Origin of the sequence: Streptomyces sp. NPDC006430 (assembly GCF_040612395.1) — a bacterium.
Classification (GTDB): Bacteria; Actinomycetota; Actinomycetes; order Streptomycetales; family Streptomycetaceae; genus Streptomyces.
The window spans coordinates 110645-127887 of sequence record NZ_JBEXQA010000010.1; the positions used below are offsets into that span (position 1 = coordinate 110645).

Sequence of the window (17243 nt, forward strand, 5' to 3'; positions counted from 1 at the left end):
TTCGTGGTCTACACCACTAAGTGGTGTAGACCAGTTGTAGCACGGTGAGGTCCGCGTAAGGAACCCCGAATTCAGTGGGGGAGGACACATCAGGACAAACACGACAAAGGCCTTCGGACTCTGGAGGTCCGAAGGCCGTAATGCCTGGTGAGACGCGTGTTCCCGGTGGGGTCGTGATCGACGCCCAGGGCCGCGACCCGGGGCTGCGCCTTTGTCGTGGTCCTTTCGTTATCCCTTCGTGTTCACGCCTGCGTGTTCACGCCTTCGTTCACGCCTTCGTGACCTCCGCCTCCATCGCCGCGATTTCCTCGTCCGACTCCCGGCCCGGGGTCGGGATGTCGAACTTCGTGATCGCGAAGCGGAAGACGGCGTAATAGACCACCGCGAAGCCCAGGCCGATCGGAATGATCAGTGCGGGCTTCGTCGCCAGGCCCCAGTTGATGACGTAGTCGATCAGGCCCGCGGAGAAGGTGAATCCGTCGTGCACGCCCAGCCCCCACGTCACCGCCATCGACGCGCCCGTCAGCAGCGCGTGGATCGCGTACAGCACCGGCGCCACGAAGAGGAACGAGTACTCCAACGGCTCGGTGATGCCGGTGATGAACGAGGTCAGGGCGACCGACAGCATCAGACCGCCGACCTCCTTGCGCCGCTGGGGCTTCGCGCAGTGCGTGATGGCCAGCGCCGCCGCCGGGAGGGCGAACATCATGATCGGGAAGAAGCCGGACAGGAACTGCCCCGCGTTCGGGTCGCCCGCCAGGAACATGTTGATGTCACCGTGCACCGTCTGCCCGTCAGGCTTGGTGTAACTGCCGAACTGGAACCACATCGGCACGTTGAGGAACTGGTGCAGGCCGATGACCAACAGCGCGCGGTTGGCGACGCCGAAGACGCCGGCGCCCCAGGAACCCAGCCCCGACAGCCAGTCGGAGAAGCTCTCCAGCGCGTCACCGACCGGCGGCCAGATCCACAGGCAGAGCGCCGCGAAGGCGATCGCGACGAACGACATGATGATCGGGACCAGCCGGCGGCCGTTGAAGAAGCCCAGCCAGTCCACCAACTTCACCCGGTGGTAGCGCTGCCAGAACCAGGCGGCGAGCAGGCCCATGATGATGCCGCCGAACACCCCCGGGTTCTGGTACGTGAACTCCACGAAGGTGAAGTTCGGACCCAGGCAGCCGCCCCCGACGTTCTTGGTGTCGGCCGGGCAGATGTTGGGGAACGCGTGCAACACCCCCCGGTAGACCAGGAAGCCCGCCACCGCCGCGAGGGCCGTCGAGCCGTCCGCCTTCTTGGCCATGCCGATCGCGACGCCGATGCAGAACAGGAGCGGCAGACCGAGGTCCGGGTTCAGCAGGGCACCGCCCGCGCCCGCCATCACCTTGGCCACGTTGGTCCAGTCCAGGCCGTCCTTGCCGAAGACGTCGGGCTGTCCGAGCCGGTTGAGGATGCCCGCCGCGGGCAGGACCGCGATCGGTAGCTGCAGGCTGCGCCCCATCTTCTGCAGCCCCTGGAACAAGCCGTTCCACCACTTCGGCCGTGGTGCTGCTTCGGCGCTGCTCGCGCTCATCGACGTCCTCCCTGAACGGCCCGTTTTGGCAGGTGCGTCCCGTGCGGCACACTGGTGTAGACCACTCTTTTGCGGTCGCATTCACCCGCCCGGAGGGCGGGTTACTGCTGATCGTCATCATTCGGCAGAAGCTGGACCCGCGCCCGCATAGCTGGGCCAACAGTGGGTTACCGTGACCAAGCGGATCGCGCTGGCTGGACCAGGACCACCGAGACTCGTTCTTCGTAGAACTCAGGGAGAAACACATGGCCACCAAGGCTGAGAAGATCGTCGCCGGGCTCGGCGGCATCGAGAACATCGAAGAGGTCGAAGGCTGCATCACCCGCCTGCGCACCGAGGTCGTCGACCCCGGCCTCGTCGACGAAGCCGCCCTGAAGGCCGCCGGCGCCCACGGCGTCGTCAAGATGGGCACCGCGATCCAGGTCGTCATCGGCACCGACGCCGACCCGATCGCCGCCGACATCGAAGACATGATGTGAGCTGAGCGCACCCGGTCGCCCACCCGCCGGCAGCCCGTACGAGACCCCGTCCCGAAGTCACCCGGACGGGGTCTTCGCGTTCCCCCGCACCGACTAGGCTCGGACGCATGTCTCGCATCGACGGCCGCACGCCCGAACAGCTCCGCCCGGTCACCATCGAACGCGGATGGAGCAAGCACGCCGAGGGCTCCGTCCTCATCTCCTTCGGCGACACGAAGGTCTTCTGCACCGCCTCCTTCACCGAAGGCGTCCCGCGCTGGCGCAAGGGCAGCGGCGAAGGCTGGGTCACCTCCGAGTACTCGATGCTGCCGCGCTCCACCAACACCCGCGGCGACCGCGAATCCGTACGCGGCAAGATCGGCGGCCGCACCCACGAGATCTCCCGCCTCATCGGCCGCTCCCTGCGCGCGGTCATCGACTACAAGGCCCTCGGCGAGAACACCATCGTCCTGGACTGCGACGTCCTCCAGGCCGACGGCGGCACGCGCACCGCGGCCATCACCGGCGCCTACGTCGCCCTCGCCGACGCCGTCGCCTGGGGCCAGCAGAAGAAGCTCATCAAGGCCGGCCGCAAGCCGCTGACGGGCACCGTCGCCGCGGTCAGCGTCGGCATCGTGGACGGCGTCCCGCTCCTCGACCTCTGCTACGAGGAGGACGTGCGCGCCGAGACCGACATGAACGTCGTCTGCACCGGCGACGGACGCTTCGTCGAGGTCCAGGGCACCGCCGAGGGCGAGCCCTTCGACCGCAAGGAGCTCAACGCCCTCCTGGACCTGGCCGCCGGCGGCTGCGCCGACCTGGAGGCCATCCAGCGGGGCGCGCTCCAGCTCTAGCGCTCCAGCCCCGGGCCGCCAGAACCGCCGGGCGCGCTCCGGCGTCCCACTGGTTACGGGCGCGCGGTGTCACAGCCGTGCGCCCGCCCACGTACCCGAGTACCCGAAGCACCCGATCCTTCTGGGGGACCCGCATGAAGCTCCGCATAGCCGCCGCAGCCGTGGCGGTCGTACTGACCGTCCCGGCCCTCACGTCCTGCGACGCGATCTCCACCGCGATGGACTGCGCGAACACGGCGGTCGCGATCGCGGACGGCGCGAACGACCTCCAGCAGGCGGTCTCCAACGCCGGCAACAGCCCGCAGGACGCCCAGAACGCGCTGAACCAGATCGAGGCGAACCTGAAGAAGGTCGGCGACCAGACCGACAACGCCGACCTGAGCAAGGCCGTCTCCGCCATGAACACGGCCGTCAAGAACGTCCGTACGGCCATCGAGAACGGCAACCCCAACCCGGACGTCCAGCCGGTCGCGGACGCGGCGAAGGAACTGTCGAAGGTCTGCACACCGGGCTGATCGGTCCACGGGCGGCCGGAATAATGGACGCCATGACCAGCCGCCTGATCCTCGCGACCCGCAACGCGGGCAAAGTCGCCGAACTCCACGCCATCCTGTCCGACGCCGGCCTGCCGCACGAGCTGGTCGGCGCGGACGCGTACCCGCAGATCCCGGACGTCAAGGAAACCGGCGTCACCTTCGCCGAGAACGCCCTCCTCAAGGCCCACGCCCTGGCCCGGGCCACCGGCCTGCCGGCGATCGCCGACGACTCCGGCCTCTGCGTGGACGTCCTCAACGGCGCCCCCGGCATCTTCTCGGCACGGTGGGCGGGCACGCACGGGGACGACAAGGCCAACCTGGAGCTCCTGCTGGCCCAGCTCGCCGACATCACCGACGAGCACCGCGGAGCCCACTTCGCGTGCGCGGCGGCCCTGGCCCTGCCGGACGGCACGGAACGCGTCGTCGAGGGTCGCCTCCCGGGTACCCTGCGGCACGCCCCGTCGGGCACGGGCGGCTTCGGCTACGACCCGATCCTCCAGCCGGAGGGCGACACCCGCACCTGCGCGGAGCTCACCCCGGCGGAGAAGAACGCCATCTCCCACCGCGGCCAGGCCTTCCGCGCCCTGGTCCCCTTCGTCCGCGCCCTCCTGGGCTGACGGCCCGAAGCTCCGGCTGACACCGAAGGCCCCGTACGCATCCGCGTACGGGGCCTTCTTTTCCGGTGGGCCCGGTGGGACTCGAACCCACGACATACCGGATCTAAACCGGCATCCTCTTGCCAGCTGGGATACGGGCCCGTCTGGCATACCTTACGTCACGACGGCATTCCCTCACGTGGCCGCCGAACTCCTCCCCGGCACCAGGTGCTGGTGATCGCATGGCAGTTGGGGCACAGCAGTCGCAGGTTCTCCCGGCGGTCGTCGCGCCAGTCACCGTTGATGTGGTCGATCTCCAAGGTCATGGGACGCCCGCGCCATTCGGGCGGCGTCCCGCACCCGTCGCAGCGGTCGGGAACACCGATCTCGCGTAGCGCGCGACGAAGAACCTTGGTCGGCGTCCGCCGCTTGCCTTCGTGCTGCACGAGCACGGCTGCAGCGCGGGAAGGGGCTGCCCGTGTCTTGCCGCGCAGGTGCGCCTGGCCCAGGAAGTGTGAAGTGTCCAGTCCCGTTTCGAGGATCCACGTCTTGAGGGACTCTCTCCATCCGTGGACGACGGGTCGGCCCAGTCGCCGCAGGGTCTCCGCCAGCGACGTGGACGCAGTGACTGCGTCCCTCAGCAAGGTCTCGTCCGGCATGTCGTGGCGCGTGTAGGGCCGGGTCTTGAAGTGTGGGACTTCGATTCGGTACGCGGAGAAGCGGCGCAGTAGGTACTGCCTCAGCCGCGGAGTGGGCTCCCTATCGTCGAAGCGCAGGATGACCGCGTCGATGTCCTCGCACTGCTCGGCAGCCACCGTCAGGACCTCCCGCGTGTAGCGGGTTCCGCTGGTCATCGACGCCCCTTGCCGCGACCGCGGTACGTGTCCGTGGTGGAGTGGCAGTTGGGGCAGAGGAACCGCAGGTTCTCGCGCCGGTTGTCGCGCCAGTCACCGTTGATGTGGTCCACCTCCAGCGGGAGCGGCTCGCCCATCCAGACCGCCTCGACACCGCAGTCGGAGCACCGTTCTTCGACGTCGAGGTCCTTCAGTGCACGCCGGAGCATGCTGTTCGGGGTGCGCGGGGCATGGCACGAGCGGGTTTCGCGAAGGATCTCGTCGGCGCGCCGGCGTCGGTTGTCCCGCATCCCTTCCGTCCTCGAAGGAGGGGCGAAGTGCGAGGTGTCTATGCCGAACGCCTTCACCTTGCGGCTGATGTGGCTGTGGTGGCCGCCCACGACCTCGAGGCCGAGGCGCCGCAATACCTCGCACATGTTCGTCGATGCGGACACGGCCTCCTGCAGGATCTCCTTCGTCCACTTCGTGCCCTCCTGTTCGAAGTGGGAGACGTCCACCCCGAGCAGCTTCATGCGCTTGCGGATGTACTCACGCGAGCCGCTCTTCGGGTCCACCCCCAGCCTTTCCAGCGCCTCCGTCAGCGTCCGCGACGTGCTCGCCGCCTCCGCCAGTCGCTCCCGCGTGTACGGGCTCACCGCCATCGTGCCCCCCGCTCCGGCCGTGCGGTCGTGTTCTCGTACGGGCTAACGAGCCGATATGCGGACAGTTGCGTCCGATAAGCGGAGCGGCCCGCACCGGGTTGAGGTGCGGGCCGCTCCGTGGGGTGGGGTCGGGGTCAGATGCCCAGGTCCTTGATGATCTTGGCTACGTGGCCCGTGGCCTTGACGTTGTACAGGGCGCGCTCGACCTTGCCCTCCTCGTCCACGATCACCGTGGAGCGGATGACGCCGGTCACCGTCTTGCCGTACAGCTTCTTCTCGCCGTACGCGCCGTAGGACTCGAGGACCTTCTTTTCGGGGTCGCCGACCAACGTCACCTTCAGGTGCTCCTTCTCGCGGAACTTCGCCAGCTTCTCCGGCTTGTCCGGGGACACGCCGATCACGTCGTAGCCCGCCTCGGCCAGTACCGACAGGTTGTCCGTGAAATCGCAGGCCTGCTTCGTGCAGCCCGGCGTCAGCGCGGCGGGGTAGAAGTACACGATCACCTTGCGACCCTTGTGGTCGGCGAGCGAAACCTCGTTGCCGTCCGCGTCGGGCAGGGTGAAGGCGGGGGCGGTGTCGCCCGGCTGGAGTCGCTCACTCATGTCAACAGTCTCCTCGGGAGGGGATCGGTACGGTCCGAGATTAAGCTGACAGACTGTTCATGGTGGGCTACGCCCCCGATGACCGAGTACGACCGAGCACGACCCGACCACGACGACGGAGGCAGCGCGGTGCCGGAAGCCAGGACCCCCGCACAGATCGAGGCGGACATCGTCCGCCGCCGCGAGCAGCTCGCCGAGACGCTCGACGAGATCGGCGTGCGCATGCACCCGAAGACGATCGTCGGGGACGCGAAGGCCAAGGTCGCCTCGACGGTGGACCACACCGCCGGGCGGGCCGTCGTCGCCGTGAACCGTCTCGTGACGGATCTGCGCGACGGCCTGCGCCACGAGGACGGCACCCCGCGCTTCGAGCGGATCGCGCCCGTCGCGCTGCTCGCGGTGGGTGTGGTCGGGCTGCTCGTGGTGTCGGCGCGGCGCAAGCGCTGATGACCCTGCGGCGCACGGGCGGGGCGCGGGCGGGTAGGTTCGTGGCGTGAGCGACAACACCACCACCCACGACAAGCTGCCCATCCGCATGCTGCACGACCGTGTGCTCGTGAAGTCCGACTCGCCCGAGGGCGAGCGGCGCTCGGGCGGCGGCATCCTGATCCCGGCCACCGCTGCCGTGGGCAAGCGGCTGGCCTGGGCCGAGGTGGTCGCGGTCGGGCAGAACGTACGCAGTGTGGAGCCGGGCGACCGGGTGCTGTACGACCCCGAGGACCGGGCCGAGGTCGAGGTGCAGGGGGCGACGTACGTGCTGATGCGCGAGCGGGACCTGCACGCCGTGGCCGCGGAGCGGCTGGAGGGGTCGAAGGACTCCACCGGGCTGTACCTCTAGCGGGTTCCGTACGGGTAAGGGGCCGGTGACCGACGTCACCGGCCCCTTTGCGTGGGCTCGCTACGGTGATGCACCGCCGCCCGGATCTTCTTCGTCTGCTTGCTGCTCGTTGCCGTGGTGGGGACGGGGGAGCGGACGTCAATCCAGGTATGGGGACGGGGGGCGGGGGCGCCGGCCACCCGTGGCGCCGCCGAGGGTGCCGGCGGCGGTGCCCGTCGTCGTTCCGGTGGTGGTGCCCGCGTCGGTCTGGCCGCCCGTGGTCTCGCCCTGCGTGCTCTGACCGTCCGTGGTCTGGCCCTGTGCCTGTCCTTGCGCCTGACCCTGCGTCTGGCCCTCTGTCTGTCCTTGGTTCTGTCCCTGCGTCCGGCCCTGGGCCTGACCTCCTTGGTCCTGCCCGCCCGTCGGCCGGTTCGGCCGGTTCGGCCGGTTCGGCGGCGCCGGGGACTGCGGGGTGTTCTCGTCCGGTGTCTGTTGCGGGGTGTCCGGGACGAAGGGCGGCGGGGAGGGGGCGGCGCCCGGCTGGAGTTCGAGGTCGAAGTCCAGGGGGTCGCTGCCCTCCAGCGCGGTCTTCGTGTACTGCGCCCAGATCCTGGCCGGGTAGCCGCCACCGCTGATCCGGGCCTCGCCGAGCGCGCCGTAGAGGGACTCCAGGGTTCCGGTGTCGGGGTCCTGGCCCATCATCGCGACGACCGTGACCAGGTCCGGGGTGTACGCCGCGAACCAGGCGGAGCGGTCGAGTTCGGCGGTGCCCGTCTTGCCGGCGGCCGGGTGCCCTGCGGCGAGGGCCGCCGTACCGGTGCCGTTGTCGACGACGCTGACCAGCATGGACGTGGTGGTGTCGGCCGCCTCGCGGCTGACGGCCTGTTTCGGGGTGCGGTCGGGCAGCGGGATGCTGTTGCCGTCCTTGGCGATCTTTTCGAGGAAGGTGTACGGGGTGTAGCGGCCGTGGTCGGCGAGGGTCGCGTAGGCCTGGGTCATGTCCAGGACGCTGGCCTGCATGGTGCCCAGGGCCATGGCCGGGCCGAGGACGAAGTTCGGGGTGTCCTCGGGGATGCCGAGGTCGATCGCGGTCTTCTTGACCTTGACGGTGCCCACGTCGACGACCATCTGGGCGAAGACGGTGTTGACGGAGAGGTCGGTGGCGGTGGTGACGGTGATGTTGCCGTACGACAGTTGGCCCTCGTTCTCGGGGGCGTAGGGGGTTCGGGCGCCGACCACGCGGCGCTTGTTGTTCCCGTTGTAGAGGGTGTTGGGGGTGATCGGCCGGCCGTCCTGGGTGTGGGAGCGGTTCTCCACGGCGGAGGCGAAGACGAACGGCTTGAAGGTGGAGGCCACCTGGTAGTCGTGCCGGGTCGCGTTGTTGACGTACTGCTTGGTGTAGTCGATGCCCCCGTACATGGCGACGACCTTGCCCGTGGCCGGGTCGATGGAGGCTCCGCCGGCCCGTACGAACCGGTCCGCCTTGTGTACCTCCGGGTCGAGGTGGCTGACCACCTTCTCGTCCACGGCGTCGACGAAGGCGTTCTGGCGGCGTCTGTCGATGGTGGTGGTGATGCGGTACCCGCCCTCGGCGAGGGTCTTCTCGTCGAGGATCTCGTGCTCGAAGATGTAGTCCTTGACGGCTTCGACGAGGTAGCCGCGTTGCCCGGAGAGGCCGGCGGCCGGGCGGATCTTGCCGGGTTCGGGGAACCGGGTGGCCGCCCGTTCGGTCTCGGACAGCCACCGCTTCTTGACCATTCCGTCGAGCACGTAGTTCCAGCGGGCGAGTGCGCGGTCGCGGCTCTTCGGGTGGGCGACGACGTCGAAGGCGCTGGGGGAGTTGAGGAGGGTGGCGAGGTACGCGCCTTCGGCGGTGGTGAGTTTGCCGACGTCCTTGCCGTAGTAGGCCTGGGCGGCGGCTTGGATGCCATAGGCGTTGCGGCCGAAGTAGCTGGTGTTGAGGTAGCCCTCCAGGATGTAGTCCTTCGACTTCTCGCGGCCCAGTTTGATCGCGATGAAGAACTCCTTGACCTTGCGTTTGATCGTCTGTTCCTGGCCCAGGTAGTAGTTCTTGACGTACTGCTGGGTGATGGTCGAGCCGGACTGGGTTCCCTTGCCGGTCGCGGTGTTCCAGGCGGCGCGGAGCATGGCTTTGGGGTCCACCGCCCGTTCGGCGTAGAAGTCCCGGTCTTCGGCGGCCAGTACGGCTTCCTGCGCCGTGCGGGGGATCTGCGAGAGCGAGACGTTGACGCGGTTGACCTCGCCGTCGCGGGCGATCTGGGAGCCGTCGGCGTAGAGGTAGACGTTGGACTGGGCGGTCGCGGCGGAGTTGGCGGGCGGGATGTCGACCAGCAGGTAGCCGGCGGCGAGGGCGCCGATGGTCAGCAGGGCGACCAGCAGGAGCGCGCCGACGACCATGCGCCAGGTGGGGACGAGGCGGCGCCGACCGGTCCGTTTCCGCTGGCGCTCGGCTTCCGTACGCGGTTCCGTCGGCGGCCGGGCGGGGGTGTCGGGGTCACGAGGGGTCCAGCCCGGTGGTGGTGACTGGTCGCTCATCGCCAGGACTCCTCGACGCCGTACGAAATATCCGCATCTGTACTCCACGCTGTCTACCCGATGACCGCTCATTCCGCGTTGGACGGGCGTAAATCGGTCGCGTGGATCGCCCCTCCGCACTAAGCTCGCGCGCTTTGGCCGACGTAGGAACGACCGGGAAAACGGAGGATACGGTGCGCCAGGCAACGGCTCACGGAGCGCGGCTCTATACGGCTGTCGCGGCCGGCGGGTTCAGGCGCTACGCCACCTACGGGACGGCGACGGCGGCAGGGGTGTTCACCAACACCGTCTTCGGCTTCATCCTCGCGTACACGTACGTCGCGCTGTGGGACGAGCGGCCCGGACTGGGCGGCTACGACCAGGCGCAGGCACTGACCTTCGTCTGGGTGAGCCAGTCGCTGCTCGCCGCGGGCGCGCTCATCGGCGGCGGTTTCCAGGAGGAGATGCAGGAGCGCATCCGTACGGGTGACATCGCCGTCGACCTGTACCGGCCCGCCGACCTCCAGCTGTGGTGGCTCGCGGCCGATCTGGGCCGGGCCGGCTTCCAGTTGCTGGGGCGCGGGGTGGTTCCGCTGCTCGCGGGGGCGTGGGCGTTCCAACTGGCCCTGCCCGACGACCCGGTGCGCTGGTTGCTGTTCCTGGTGTCCGTGCTGCTCGCGCTGCTCGTGAGCTTCGCGGTGCGCTTCCTGTTGGGGCTGGCGGCGTTCTGGCTGATGGACGGGGCCGGGATCAACATGATGGCCACCGTCGTCACGATCTTCTTCTCCGGGATGCTGCTGCCGCTGACCGTGTTCCCGGGCGGCTTCGGGGAGTTCGTGCGCGTCCTGCCGTGGGCGGCGGTGCTCCAGGTGCCGCTGGACGTGCTGCTGGGGCGGCACGACGGGGCCGGCGGTGCGGTGCGTGCCCTCGGGTTCCAGGCCGGGTGGGCGTTCGTACTGCTGGGCCTGGGGCGGATCGTGCAGTCGGTCGCGACGCGGAAGGTGGTGGTCCAGGGTGGCTGAGGCGACGTTGGAGCGGCGGGTGCCCCGGCCGTTCGACGAACCGGGGCGCAGCCGTACGAGGGAGGGGCTGCGCGGGTACGGGCTGATCGTGGGGATGTGGGTCCGCTCGACGATGACGTACCGGACGTCCTTCTTCCTGTCCGCTTTCGGGAACGCGGCCATCCAGTTCCTCGACTTCGTTGCGATCTGGATCATGTTCTCGCACGTGGACGTGCTGGGGGGCTTCACGCTGCCCGAGATCGCCCTGCTGTACGGATCGTGCTCGGCCTCCCTGGGTCTCGCGGACCTGCTGCTGGGCAACACCGATCGGATCGGCGTCCGGATCCGCGACGGCTCCCTCGACACCATGCTCGTGCGCCCCGTTCCGGTGCTCGCGCAGGTCGCGGCGGACCGCTTCGCGCTGCGCCGGGTGGGGCGGATCGGGCAGGGATTGGCGGTGCTGATCTGGGCGGTCGCGACGCTGGACGTGGACTGGAGCGCCGGGAAGGTGTTCCTGGTTCCAGTGATGATCGTCGCCGGGGCGGCGATCTTCGGGGCGGTGATGGTGGTCGGGGCGGCGTTCCAGTTCGTCGCCGGGGACGCGGCGGAGGTGCAGAACTCCTTCACGTACGGCGGCAACACGATGCTCCAGTACCCGCCGACGGTGTTCGCCAAGGACCTGCTGCGCGGGGTCACCTTCATCGTGCCGTTGGCCTTCGTCAACTGGCTGCCCGCGCTCTATGTGCTGGGGCGGCCCGATCCGCTGGGGCTTCCGGGGTGGGTGGCGTTCCTGAGCCCGCTGGTGGCCTTGGCGGTGTTCGTGCCCGCGTCGCTGGCGTGGCGCGCGGGCCTTCGTTCGTACCGGAGCACGGGGAGCTGATCGGTCGTGGGCAGGGACGTGTTGATCGAGTTGGACGGCGTCGAGAAGGTCTTCGACGTACGGCGCCGGGTGAGCCTGATGCGCCGGGAGAAGCGGCAGGTCAGGGCCGTGGACGGGATCAGCTTCGAGGTGGCGCGGGGCGAGGTGGTCGGCTACATCGGGCCCAACGGCGCCGGGAAGTCGACCACGATCAAGATGCTGACCGGCATCCTCACCCCGAGCGGCGGACGGCTGCGGGTGGCGGGCATCGACCCGGCGCGCGAGCGGATGCAGCTGGCGCACCGGATCGGGGTGGTGTTCGGGCAGCGCACCACGCTGTGGTGGGACCTGCCGTTGAAGGACTCGTACGGGTTGATGCGGCGCATGTACCGGATCCCGCGGGCGCGGTTCGCGGAGAACCTGGAGCGCTGCGTGGACCGGCTGGACCTGGGCGAACTGCTCGACGTACCGGTGCGGCAGCTGTCGCTGGGGCAGCGGATGCGCGGGGACATCGCGGCGGCGCTGCTGCACGATCCGGATGTGCTGTACCTGGACGAGCCGACGATCGGGCTCGACGTGGTGAGCAAGGCGAAGGTGCGGGGCTTCCTGCGGCAGTTGAACGCGGAGCTCGGGACCACGGTGCTGCTGACCACGCACGACCTCCAGGACATCGAGCAACTGTGCGAGCGCGTGATGGTGATCGACCACGGGCGGCTGGTGTACGACGGGGTGCTGGGCGGTCTGCACTCGATGGGGGAGGGCGAGCGGACGCTGGTGGTGGACCTGGAGCGAGAGCTTCCGGAGATCAGCGTGGCGAGCGCGCGGGTGGTGAAGGTGGACGGGGCGCGGCAGTGGCTGGCGTTCCCGGCGGGGGCGTCGGCGGCGCCGCTGGTGGCGGAGGTGGCGGCGCGCTATCCGTTGCGGGACCTGTCGCTGCGGGAACCGGACATCGAGGACGTGATCGCGCGGATGTACGCGGGGCGGGGCTGAGCCGGGGCGGGGCCGGGGGCCGGGTTCGGGTTCGGGTTCGGGGCGGGATTTGGGGCGGGATTTGGGACCGGGGCCAGGGAAAAATCAGGGGCGGGCCCGGGGGCGGACCCGGGTATAAGTCGTATGACTCCCGGTGGTGGCTGCATAGGCTGTTTCCCATGACTGACGAGCGGCCGCAGAAGCCGTTGCCGGAGCTGAGGGCGTCGGACGCCGACCGCGAGCGGGTGGTGGAGCGACTGCGGGACGCCGTCGCCGAGGGCCGGCTCGACATGGAGGAGTTCGAAGAGCGGCTGGAGGCGGCGTACACCTCGCGGACGTACGCGGAGCTGGAGCCGCTGACCCGCGACCTGCCCGCTCCGGGGTCCACTGCGGCGCCTTCGCCGGTGCAGGCGGGGCCGGACGGCTCCTGGCCGGGCCGGATCGGCGCCGGCGGGCCGCCCGCGACGTCGGCCACGGCCGTGGCGGTGATGTCGAGCTTCCAGCGCAAGGGGAACTGGACGGTACCGGCCCGCTTCAACGCGGTGGCGTTCTGGGGCAGCGGCGAGCTCGACCTGCGCGAGGCGGACTTCGCGGAACGCGAGGTCGTGATCAACTGCGTCGCGATCATGGGCGGCATCGAGATCAAGGTCCCGCCGGGGGTGGAGGTGGACGTCCGCGGCATCGGCGTCATGGGCGCCTTCGACCGGCGCGAGGACCCGGGCAGCCCGGTTCCGGGCGGCCCGAGGGTGATCGTGACGGGATTGGCCTTCTGGGGCGGGGTGGAAGTCCGGGTCAAACCCCCGAAGTCCGCGAAGCCCCCGAAGTCCCAGAGGGCCGAGGAGGTCGAGAGGTCCGAGAGATCCGACCGGGCCGCGGAGCCCGGGACCTCCGCGGAGCGCTCGGACGGCGGCGGCCCGAACCTCCGCAAGGAGCCGTAGGCGGAGTGACCCGCAGGGTCACTCACGCCGCCTCACGCCGCTCGGCCAGGGGCGGCGGGCATGCGATCCGGCGCGCCGGGAACTCCTCGGACCTCCGGGGAGTCGGATGCTATGCAGACAAAACCGGCGCCCGGGGGAAGGTAGAAGCACGTGGACGACCGCACCACCACCGGAGGCACCGGACCGGGCCGGGGCATCGCCCAGCCGGCCCAGCCTCCCCCGCCGCGGGTGCCGCCGCCCGCCCGCGGAGGGTTCGTGTTCAGCGAGGCGGACGCGGAGCGCCGGCGCGGCGTCCGCCGGATGAAGGCCACCGCGACCGGTCTGCTGATCCTGGTCGCGCTGGTCTACGTACTCGCCACGTGGGCGGAGCACACCGGCGCGGGCGGCTGGGTCGGCTACGTCCGGGCCGCCGCCGAGGCCGGCATGGTCGGCGCGCTCGCGGACTGGTTCGCCGTCACCGCGCTGTTCCGGCACCCGCTCGGCCTGCCGATCCCGCACACCGCGATCATCCCGACCAAGAAGGACCAGTTGGGCGTCTCCCTCGGGGAGTTCGTCGGCGAGAACTTCCTCTCCTCGGACGTGGTCCGCGCCCGCCTGCACGCCCTCGGCATCGGTGCCCGGCTCGGCACCTGGCTGGCCGAGCCCGCGCACGCCGACCGGGTCACGGACGAGCTGGCCACGGCGTTGCGCGGGGCACTTACCGTACTGCGCGATTCCGATGTACAGGCCGTCGTGGGCGAGGCCATCACCCGGCGGGCCGAGACCGCCGAGATCGCCCCGGGGATCGGCAAGACCCTGGAGAAGGTCGTCGTGGACGGCGGGCACCACCGCGTCGTCGACCTCGTCTGCGTCAAGGCCCACGACTGGTTGGTGACCCACGGGGATTCGGTGATGGGCGCGGTCCAGGGCGGCGCGCCCGGCTGGACCCCGCGGTTCGTGGACCGCAAGGTCGGTGAACGCGTCTACAAGGAGCTGCTGCGTTTCCTGACGGAGATGCGGGACATGCCGGAGCATCCGGCGCGCGGGGCGGTGGACCGGTTCCTCACGGACTTCGCGGCCGATCTCCAGTCGGACACGGACACGCGGGCCCGGGTCGAGCGGCTCAAGTCCGAGATCCTGCAACGCGAGGAGGTCCAGGACGTGATCGCGTCCGCCTGGACCGCGGTGCGGTCGATGATCATCTCGGCGGCGGAGGACGAGCAGAGCGAGCTGAGGCTGCGGGTCCGGTCCTCGCTCCTCTCGCTGGGGGCGCGGCTGGCCACGGACGCCCGGCTCCAGGAGAAGCTGGAGGGCTGGATCGAGGGAGCGGTGGTGTACGTGGTCACCACCTACCGGGCCGAGATCACCTCGCTGATCACGGACACCGTGGCGGGCTGGGACGCCGAGCACACGACGCGGAAGATCGAGGCCCACATCGGTCGGGACCTCCAGTTCATCCGGATCAACGGCACGGTGGTCGGCGCCCTGGCGGGGCTGCTGATCTACGCGGTCTCGCAGGCGTTCGGCGCGTAGCCGTCCTCCGTGTTCAGCCGCGGTCGGCGACGGCCCAGGAGGCGACCGCCACGATGGTGGCGGCCCCGAGGACGGCCGGCCACGCACCGACCTTCTTGGCCAGCGGGTGCGCGCCCGCGAAGCCTGCGAGGTACAGCGCCCCGAGCCCGGCCGCTGCGGGGGCGCCGCCGCGCCGGTGCCATTCCCGACCGGCGGCCAGCCCTGCGGCGCCGAGTACGACACCGCCCAGCGGGCGCTTCTTCGTCCACCGGGCGACGGCGTACCCGCCGACCAGTCCGGCGGCCGCCACTGCGGAACTCGGTACGCGCGCCATGCCAACTCCCTGAAGTCGTCTGATCGTCATGTCGTACTGCTACGAGGCTAGCGCGGGGGCCTGACCACCCGGCGGGCGCCCAGCGCCCCCAGTACGAGCACGGCCCCGCCGATCACGGAATCCGGTACGGCGTCCTGCACGGCGCGCGGCAGTAGCGCCACCACGCCCAGGACGAGGAGGAAGGCGAGCGCGCACCGGCCGGTGGCCCGAAGCAGTCTGTCCACGGCTGCTCAACGCGGGTGCCGGGCCCCTCGATACGGAGGAAGGAGAGGGGATTTGTCGCACACTCGCCGGATCCGTGCGATACGTGCTCCGGGAACCGGACGGGCATACATTCACTCTCCCACCCCAAACGGGAAAAAGAGGAGCTCGGACATCGTGATCTGCTACGGACGGGCCGTCCTCGACCTCGCGGACGAACTGGTCGACGCCTATGCCGACGTCTTCTCCGCCCCGCCTTGGAACGAGGGCGAAGAAACCATTCGTCAGTTCGCCGTCCGCCTCCAGGCCGACGCCCGGCGCCGGGGCTTCCGTACGGCCCTCGCCCAGTCCGCGGCCGGCATCGACGGCTTCGCCACGGGCTGGCTCACGCCGGCGGTCTTCCCCAAGGACCGCGGCTACGCCCAGGTCGCGGCGCAGCTCGGCCCGGCACGGGTGCGGGATCTCCTCACGGGCGCGGTGGAGATAGCCGAGCTCGCCGTACGGCCCTACGCGCGCGGCCACGGCACCGGCCGGGCCCTGCTCACGGAGATCACCGCCGACGCCCCGGACCGGCGGGCCTGGCTGCTGACCTCCCGCCTGGCCACCGACACGGTCGCCACGTACCGCCGGCTGGGCTGGCACGAGGTCACCGCCCTGCCGGGCACCCGGACGGGCGTGCTCGTTTTCCTGTCCCCGGACCACCCCGGACGCTAGTGCTGTGGCCGGTGAACCCTTCCGGCCCCAGGAAGGAGTGTCTGCGGCGCGGGGCCGGGCATACCGCCAGCATGATCACGACGAAGCAGACTGTCGGCCAGGGACGGACGAACGGGAAGACGAACGGCAAGGCGAATGCAAGGACCGCCGCGCACGCCGCCCGGCGGCAGTTCAACCTGGCCACCCGCCACCAGCTCACCACGGCAGGGGTGCCCGACGGAACCATCACCTCCCGCGCCCGCCCCGGCGGACCCTGGCAGCGTCTGCTGCCCCGGGTGTACCTGCTGCAGACCGGGCCGCCCGACGACCGTCAACGCGCCCTCGCCGCCGTCCTGTACGCCGCCGAGCCCGCCGCGGACCCCCTTTCCGGCGCCACGGCCGCGCTCACCGGGGCCGCCGCCCTCGCCCTCCTCGGCATCCGCGACACCCCGCACACCCCGGCCGACGTCCTGATCCGCGCCCCGCGCCGACTCCTCGCCACCCCGCAGGTGCGCCCCCTGACCACCTCCCGATGGCCGCGCACCCTCACGGTCTGCGGCATCCCGAGCACCCGCCCCGTCCGGGCGGCAGCCGATTTCGCGGCCCGCGCCGAGGACCCCGACAGCATCCGCTCCACCTTGGCCCACGTCGTCCAGGCCGGCTGGTGCCACCCGCACGACCTGCACGCCGAACTCCGCGCCGCCCGCCTCCTGACCCGCCCAGCGATCGGGGCAGCCGCGGCGGAACTCGTGGCCGGGGTCCGCTCGATCGCCGAGGCCCGGGCCCGCGACACCCTCACGGCGACGGACCTGCCGACCCCGCTGTGGAACGCCCGCCTCTACACCCCGGACGGGGCCTTCCTGGCCAGCCCGGACGCGTACTGGCCCGACGAGGGCGTGGCCCTGGAGATCGACTCGGCGGAGTACCACTACGCACGAGACTCCTGGCACGCGACGCTGCGCCGCCCCCTGCGCCTGGAATCCCACGGCGTCCTGGTGGCCAGCGCGACCCCCGCGATGCTCCGGGACGCCCCGACGGAGGTCCTCGCGGCCCTCAGCGCCCTCCTCGTGCTCGGCGCCGACCGCCGCACCCCGCCCGCGGCCCGGGCCCGCGGCCACCAGCAGCTCCTCCTGTTCCCGGGGACTGCCGGGACGGCGGGCCGCTCGCCCGGGTACCGCGGGCACCGCGCGCGCGGCCGGTCGGCCGGTCGACCGGCTGGCCGGCCGACCGGATCGATCGACGACGGGCGGGCCGGCGCGCGGAGCTCTAGGCCGAGATGAGTGTTCCCGGTCGC

General features: G+C 70.5%; 20 protein-coding genes and 1 tRNA gene. 13 read left to right on the plus strand and 8 right to left on the minus strand.

The window, feature by feature from the left end; translation table 11 throughout:
- Nucleotides 1–268 precede the first annotated feature (268 nt).
- Nucleotides 269–1570, minus strand: a complete 1302-nt coding sequence (locus ABZZ20_RS17270) for a PTS transporter subunit EIIC (protein WP_356870232.1) — start codon at nucleotides 1568–1570, stop codon at nucleotides 269–271.
- 194 nt (nucleotides 1571–1764) lie between these two features.
- Here ABZZ20_RS17270 and ABZZ20_RS17275 point away from each other — a divergent pair, with 194 nt between their 5' ends.
- The 4 genes from ABZZ20_RS17275 to rdgB all read left to right on the plus strand — a co-directional run bounded on the left by ABZZ20_RS17275 (nucleotide 1765) and on the right by rdgB (nucleotide 4035).
- Nucleotides 1765–2049: a PTS glucose/sucrose transporter subunit IIB gene (locus ABZZ20_RS17275; RefSeq protein ID WP_356870472.1), complete on the plus strand. Its 285-nt coding sequence runs from the start codon at nucleotides 1765–1767 to the stop codon at nucleotides 2047–2049.
- A gap of 107 nt (nucleotides 2050–2156) precedes the next feature.
- A complete protein-coding gene (rph, locus tag ABZZ20_RS17280; protein WP_356870234.1) occupies nucleotides 2157–2882 on the plus strand; it encodes a ribonuclease PH in 726 nt (241 codons plus the stop codon).
- A 134-nt stretch (nucleotides 2883–3016) separates the two neighbouring features.
- Nucleotides 3017–3397 (plus strand): hypothetical protein, encoded by a 381-nt coding sequence (locus ABZZ20_RS17285; protein WP_356870236.1) that lies wholly within the window; start codon nucleotides 3017–3019, stop codon nucleotides 3395–3397.
- Nucleotides 3398–3429: 32 nt separating this feature from the next.
- Nucleotides 3430–4035, plus strand: coding sequence for an RdgB/HAM1 family non-canonical purine NTP pyrophosphatase (gene rdgB / locus ABZZ20_RS17290; RefSeq protein ID WP_356870238.1), 606 nt, complete (start codon nucleotides 3430–3432; stop codon nucleotides 4033–4035).
- Nucleotides 4036–4101: 66 nt separating this feature from the next.
- Here rdgB and ABZZ20_RS17295 read toward each other — a convergent pair.
- The 4 genes from ABZZ20_RS17295 to bcp form a co-directional block, all read right to left on the minus strand.
- Nucleotides 4102–4176 (minus strand) — tRNA-Leu (locus tag ABZZ20_RS17295).
- A gap of 17 nt (nucleotides 4177–4193) precedes the next feature.
- Nucleotides 4194–4868 carry an HNH endonuclease gene (locus ABZZ20_RS17300; protein WP_356870240.1) on the minus strand — a complete coding sequence of 225 codons (675 nt, stop codon included), beginning with the start codon at nucleotides 4866–4868 and terminating at the stop codon, nucleotides 4194–4196.
- Nucleotides 4865–5509 carry an HNH endonuclease signature motif containing protein gene (locus ABZZ20_RS17305; RefSeq protein ID WP_356870242.1) on the minus strand — a complete coding sequence of 215 codons (645 nt, stop codon included), beginning with the start codon at nucleotides 5507–5509 and terminating at the stop codon, nucleotides 4865–4867. Before ABZZ20_RS17305 ends, ABZZ20_RS17300 begins: the two co-directional genes overlap by 4 nt.
- A gap of 134 nt (nucleotides 5510–5643) precedes the next feature.
- Nucleotides 5644–6111, minus strand: coding sequence for a thioredoxin-dependent thiol peroxidase (bcp, locus tag ABZZ20_RS17310; protein WP_030158622.1), 468 nt, complete (start codon nucleotides 6109–6111; stop codon nucleotides 5644–5646).
- Nucleotides 6112–6240: 129 nt separating this feature from the next.
- Here bcp and ABZZ20_RS17315 point away from each other — a divergent pair, with 129 nt between their 5' ends.
- Entirely contained in the window at nucleotides 6241–6558 is a 318-nt protein-coding gene (locus tag ABZZ20_RS17315) for a DUF3618 domain-containing protein (RefSeq protein ID WP_356870474.1), read from the plus strand.
- 46 nt (nucleotides 6559–6604) lie between these two features.
- Nucleotides 6605–6949, plus strand: a complete 345-nt coding sequence (locus ABZZ20_RS17320; RefSeq protein WP_356870244.1) for a co-chaperone GroES — start codon at nucleotides 6605–6607, stop codon at nucleotides 6947–6949.
- 138 nt (nucleotides 6950–7087) lie between these two features.
- Here ABZZ20_RS17320 and ABZZ20_RS17325 read toward each other — a convergent pair whose 3' ends face one another.
- A complete protein-coding gene (locus ABZZ20_RS17325; protein WP_356870246.1) occupies nucleotides 7088–9484 on the minus strand; it encodes a transglycosylase domain-containing protein in 2397 nt (798 codons plus the stop codon).
- Nucleotides 9485–9657: 173 nt separating this feature from the next.
- Here ABZZ20_RS17325 and ABZZ20_RS17330 point away from each other — a divergent pair, with 173 nt between their 5' ends.
- The 5 genes from ABZZ20_RS17330 (at nucleotide 9658) to ABZZ20_RS17350 (ending at nucleotide 14742) form a co-directional block, all read left to right on the plus strand.
- Nucleotides 9658–10485 (plus strand): ABC-2 family transporter protein, encoded by an 828-nt coding sequence (locus ABZZ20_RS17330; protein WP_356870248.1) that lies wholly within the window; start codon nucleotides 9658–9660, stop codon nucleotides 10483–10485.
- 7 nt (nucleotides 10486–10492) lie between these two features.
- Complete coding sequence (locus ABZZ20_RS17335) at nucleotides 10493–11344, plus strand: ABC transporter permease (RefSeq protein ID WP_356870476.1); 852 nt, start codon at nucleotides 10493–10495, stop codon at nucleotides 11342–11344.
- Nucleotides 11345–11350: 6 nt separating this feature from the next.
- The gene (locus ABZZ20_RS17340) at nucleotides 11351–12313 is read left to right on the plus strand and encodes an ATP-binding cassette domain-containing protein (protein ID WP_356870250.1); all 963 of its coding nucleotides are present in this window, start codon (nucleotides 11351–11353) and stop codon (nucleotides 12311–12313) included.
- A gap of 158 nt (nucleotides 12314–12471) precedes the next feature.
- Nucleotides 12472–13230 (plus strand): DUF1707 domain-containing protein, encoded by a 759-nt coding sequence (locus tag ABZZ20_RS17345; protein WP_356870252.1) that lies wholly within the window; start codon nucleotides 12472–12474, stop codon nucleotides 13228–13230.
- A gap of 228 nt (nucleotides 13231–13458) precedes the next feature.
- The gene (locus ABZZ20_RS17350) at nucleotides 13459–14742 is read left to right on the plus strand and encodes a DUF445 domain-containing protein (RefSeq protein WP_356870478.1); all 1284 of its coding nucleotides are present in this window, start codon (nucleotides 13459–13461) and stop codon (nucleotides 14740–14742) included.
- Between the two features lie 13 nt (nucleotides 14743–14755).
- Here the strand turns inward: ABZZ20_RS17350 and ABZZ20_RS17355 are convergent, their stop codons facing one another.
- Both ABZZ20_RS17355 and ABZZ20_RS17360 read right to left on the minus strand, forming a co-directional pair.
- Complete coding sequence (locus ABZZ20_RS17355; protein WP_356870254.1) at nucleotides 14756–15055, minus strand: hypothetical protein; 300 nt, start codon at nucleotides 15053–15055, stop codon at nucleotides 14756–14758.
- A gap of 47 nt (nucleotides 15056–15102) precedes the next feature.
- Nucleotides 15103–15279, minus strand: a complete 177-nt coding sequence (locus tag ABZZ20_RS17360; protein WP_356870256.1) for a hypothetical protein — start codon at nucleotides 15277–15279, stop codon at nucleotides 15103–15105.
- Nucleotides 15280–15433: 154 nt separating this feature from the next.
- On the opposite strand from ABZZ20_RS17360, the gene ABZZ20_RS17365 reads away from it, so the two are divergent.
- Nucleotides 15434–15970: a GNAT family N-acetyltransferase gene (locus tag ABZZ20_RS17365; protein ID WP_356870258.1), complete on the plus strand. Its 537-nt coding sequence runs from the start codon at nucleotides 15434–15436 to the stop codon at nucleotides 15968–15970.
- Nucleotides 15971–16041: 71 nt separating this feature from the next.
- Nucleotides 16042–17229, plus strand: coding sequence for a hypothetical protein (locus ABZZ20_RS17370; RefSeq protein WP_356870260.1), 1188 nt, complete (start codon nucleotides 16042–16044; stop codon nucleotides 17227–17229).
- Nucleotides 17230–17243 lie beyond the last annotated feature (14 nt).

What these genes read in the sequence shown, in the direction of transcription:
- ABZZ20_RS17325 (WP_356870246.1), bottom strand. Translation starts at nt 9,484, where the DNA reads ATGAGCGACCAGTCACCACCACCGGGCTGGACCCCTCGTGACCCCGAC.
- ABZZ20_RS17355 (WP_356870254.1), bottom strand. Translation starts at nt 15,055, where the DNA reads ATGGCGCGCGTACCGAGTTCCGCAGTGGCGGCCGCCGGACTGGTCGGC.
- rdgB (WP_356870238.1), top strand. Translation starts at nt 3,430, where the DNA reads ATGACCAGCCGCCTGATCCTCGCGACCCGCAACGCGGGCAAAGTCGCC.
- ABZZ20_RS17305 (WP_356870242.1), bottom strand. Translation starts at nt 5,509, where the DNA reads ATGGCGGTGAGCCCGTACACGCGGGAGCGACTGGCGGAGGCGGCGAGC.
- ABZZ20_RS17300 (WP_356870240.1), bottom strand. Translation starts at nt 4,868, where the DNA reads ATGACCAGCGGAACCCGCTACACGCGGGAGGTCCTGACGGTGGCTGCC.
- bcp (WP_030158622.1), bottom strand. Translation starts at nt 6,111, where the DNA reads ATGAGTGAGCGACTCCAGCCGGGCGACACCGCCCCCGCCTTCACCCTG.
- ABZZ20_RS17270 (WP_356870232.1), bottom strand. Translation starts at nt 1,570, where the DNA reads ATGAGCGCGAGCAGCGCCGAAGCAGCACCACGGCCGAAGTGGTGGAAC.
- ABZZ20_RS17345 (WP_356870252.1), top strand. Translation starts at nt 12,472, where the DNA reads ATGACTGACGAGCGGCCGCAGAAGCCGTTGCCGGAGCTGAGGGCGTCG.
- ABZZ20_RS17285 (WP_356870236.1), top strand. Translation starts at nt 3,017, where the DNA reads ATGAAGCTCCGCATAGCCGCCGCAGCCGTGGCGGTCGTACTGACCGTC.
- ABZZ20_RS17370 (WP_356870260.1), top strand. Translation starts at nt 16,042, where the DNA reads ATGATCACGACGAAGCAGACTGTCGGCCAGGGACGGACGAACGGGAAG.
- rph (WP_356870234.1), top strand. Translation starts at nt 2,157, where the DNA reads ATGTCTCGCATCGACGGCCGCACGCCCGAACAGCTCCGCCCGGTCACC.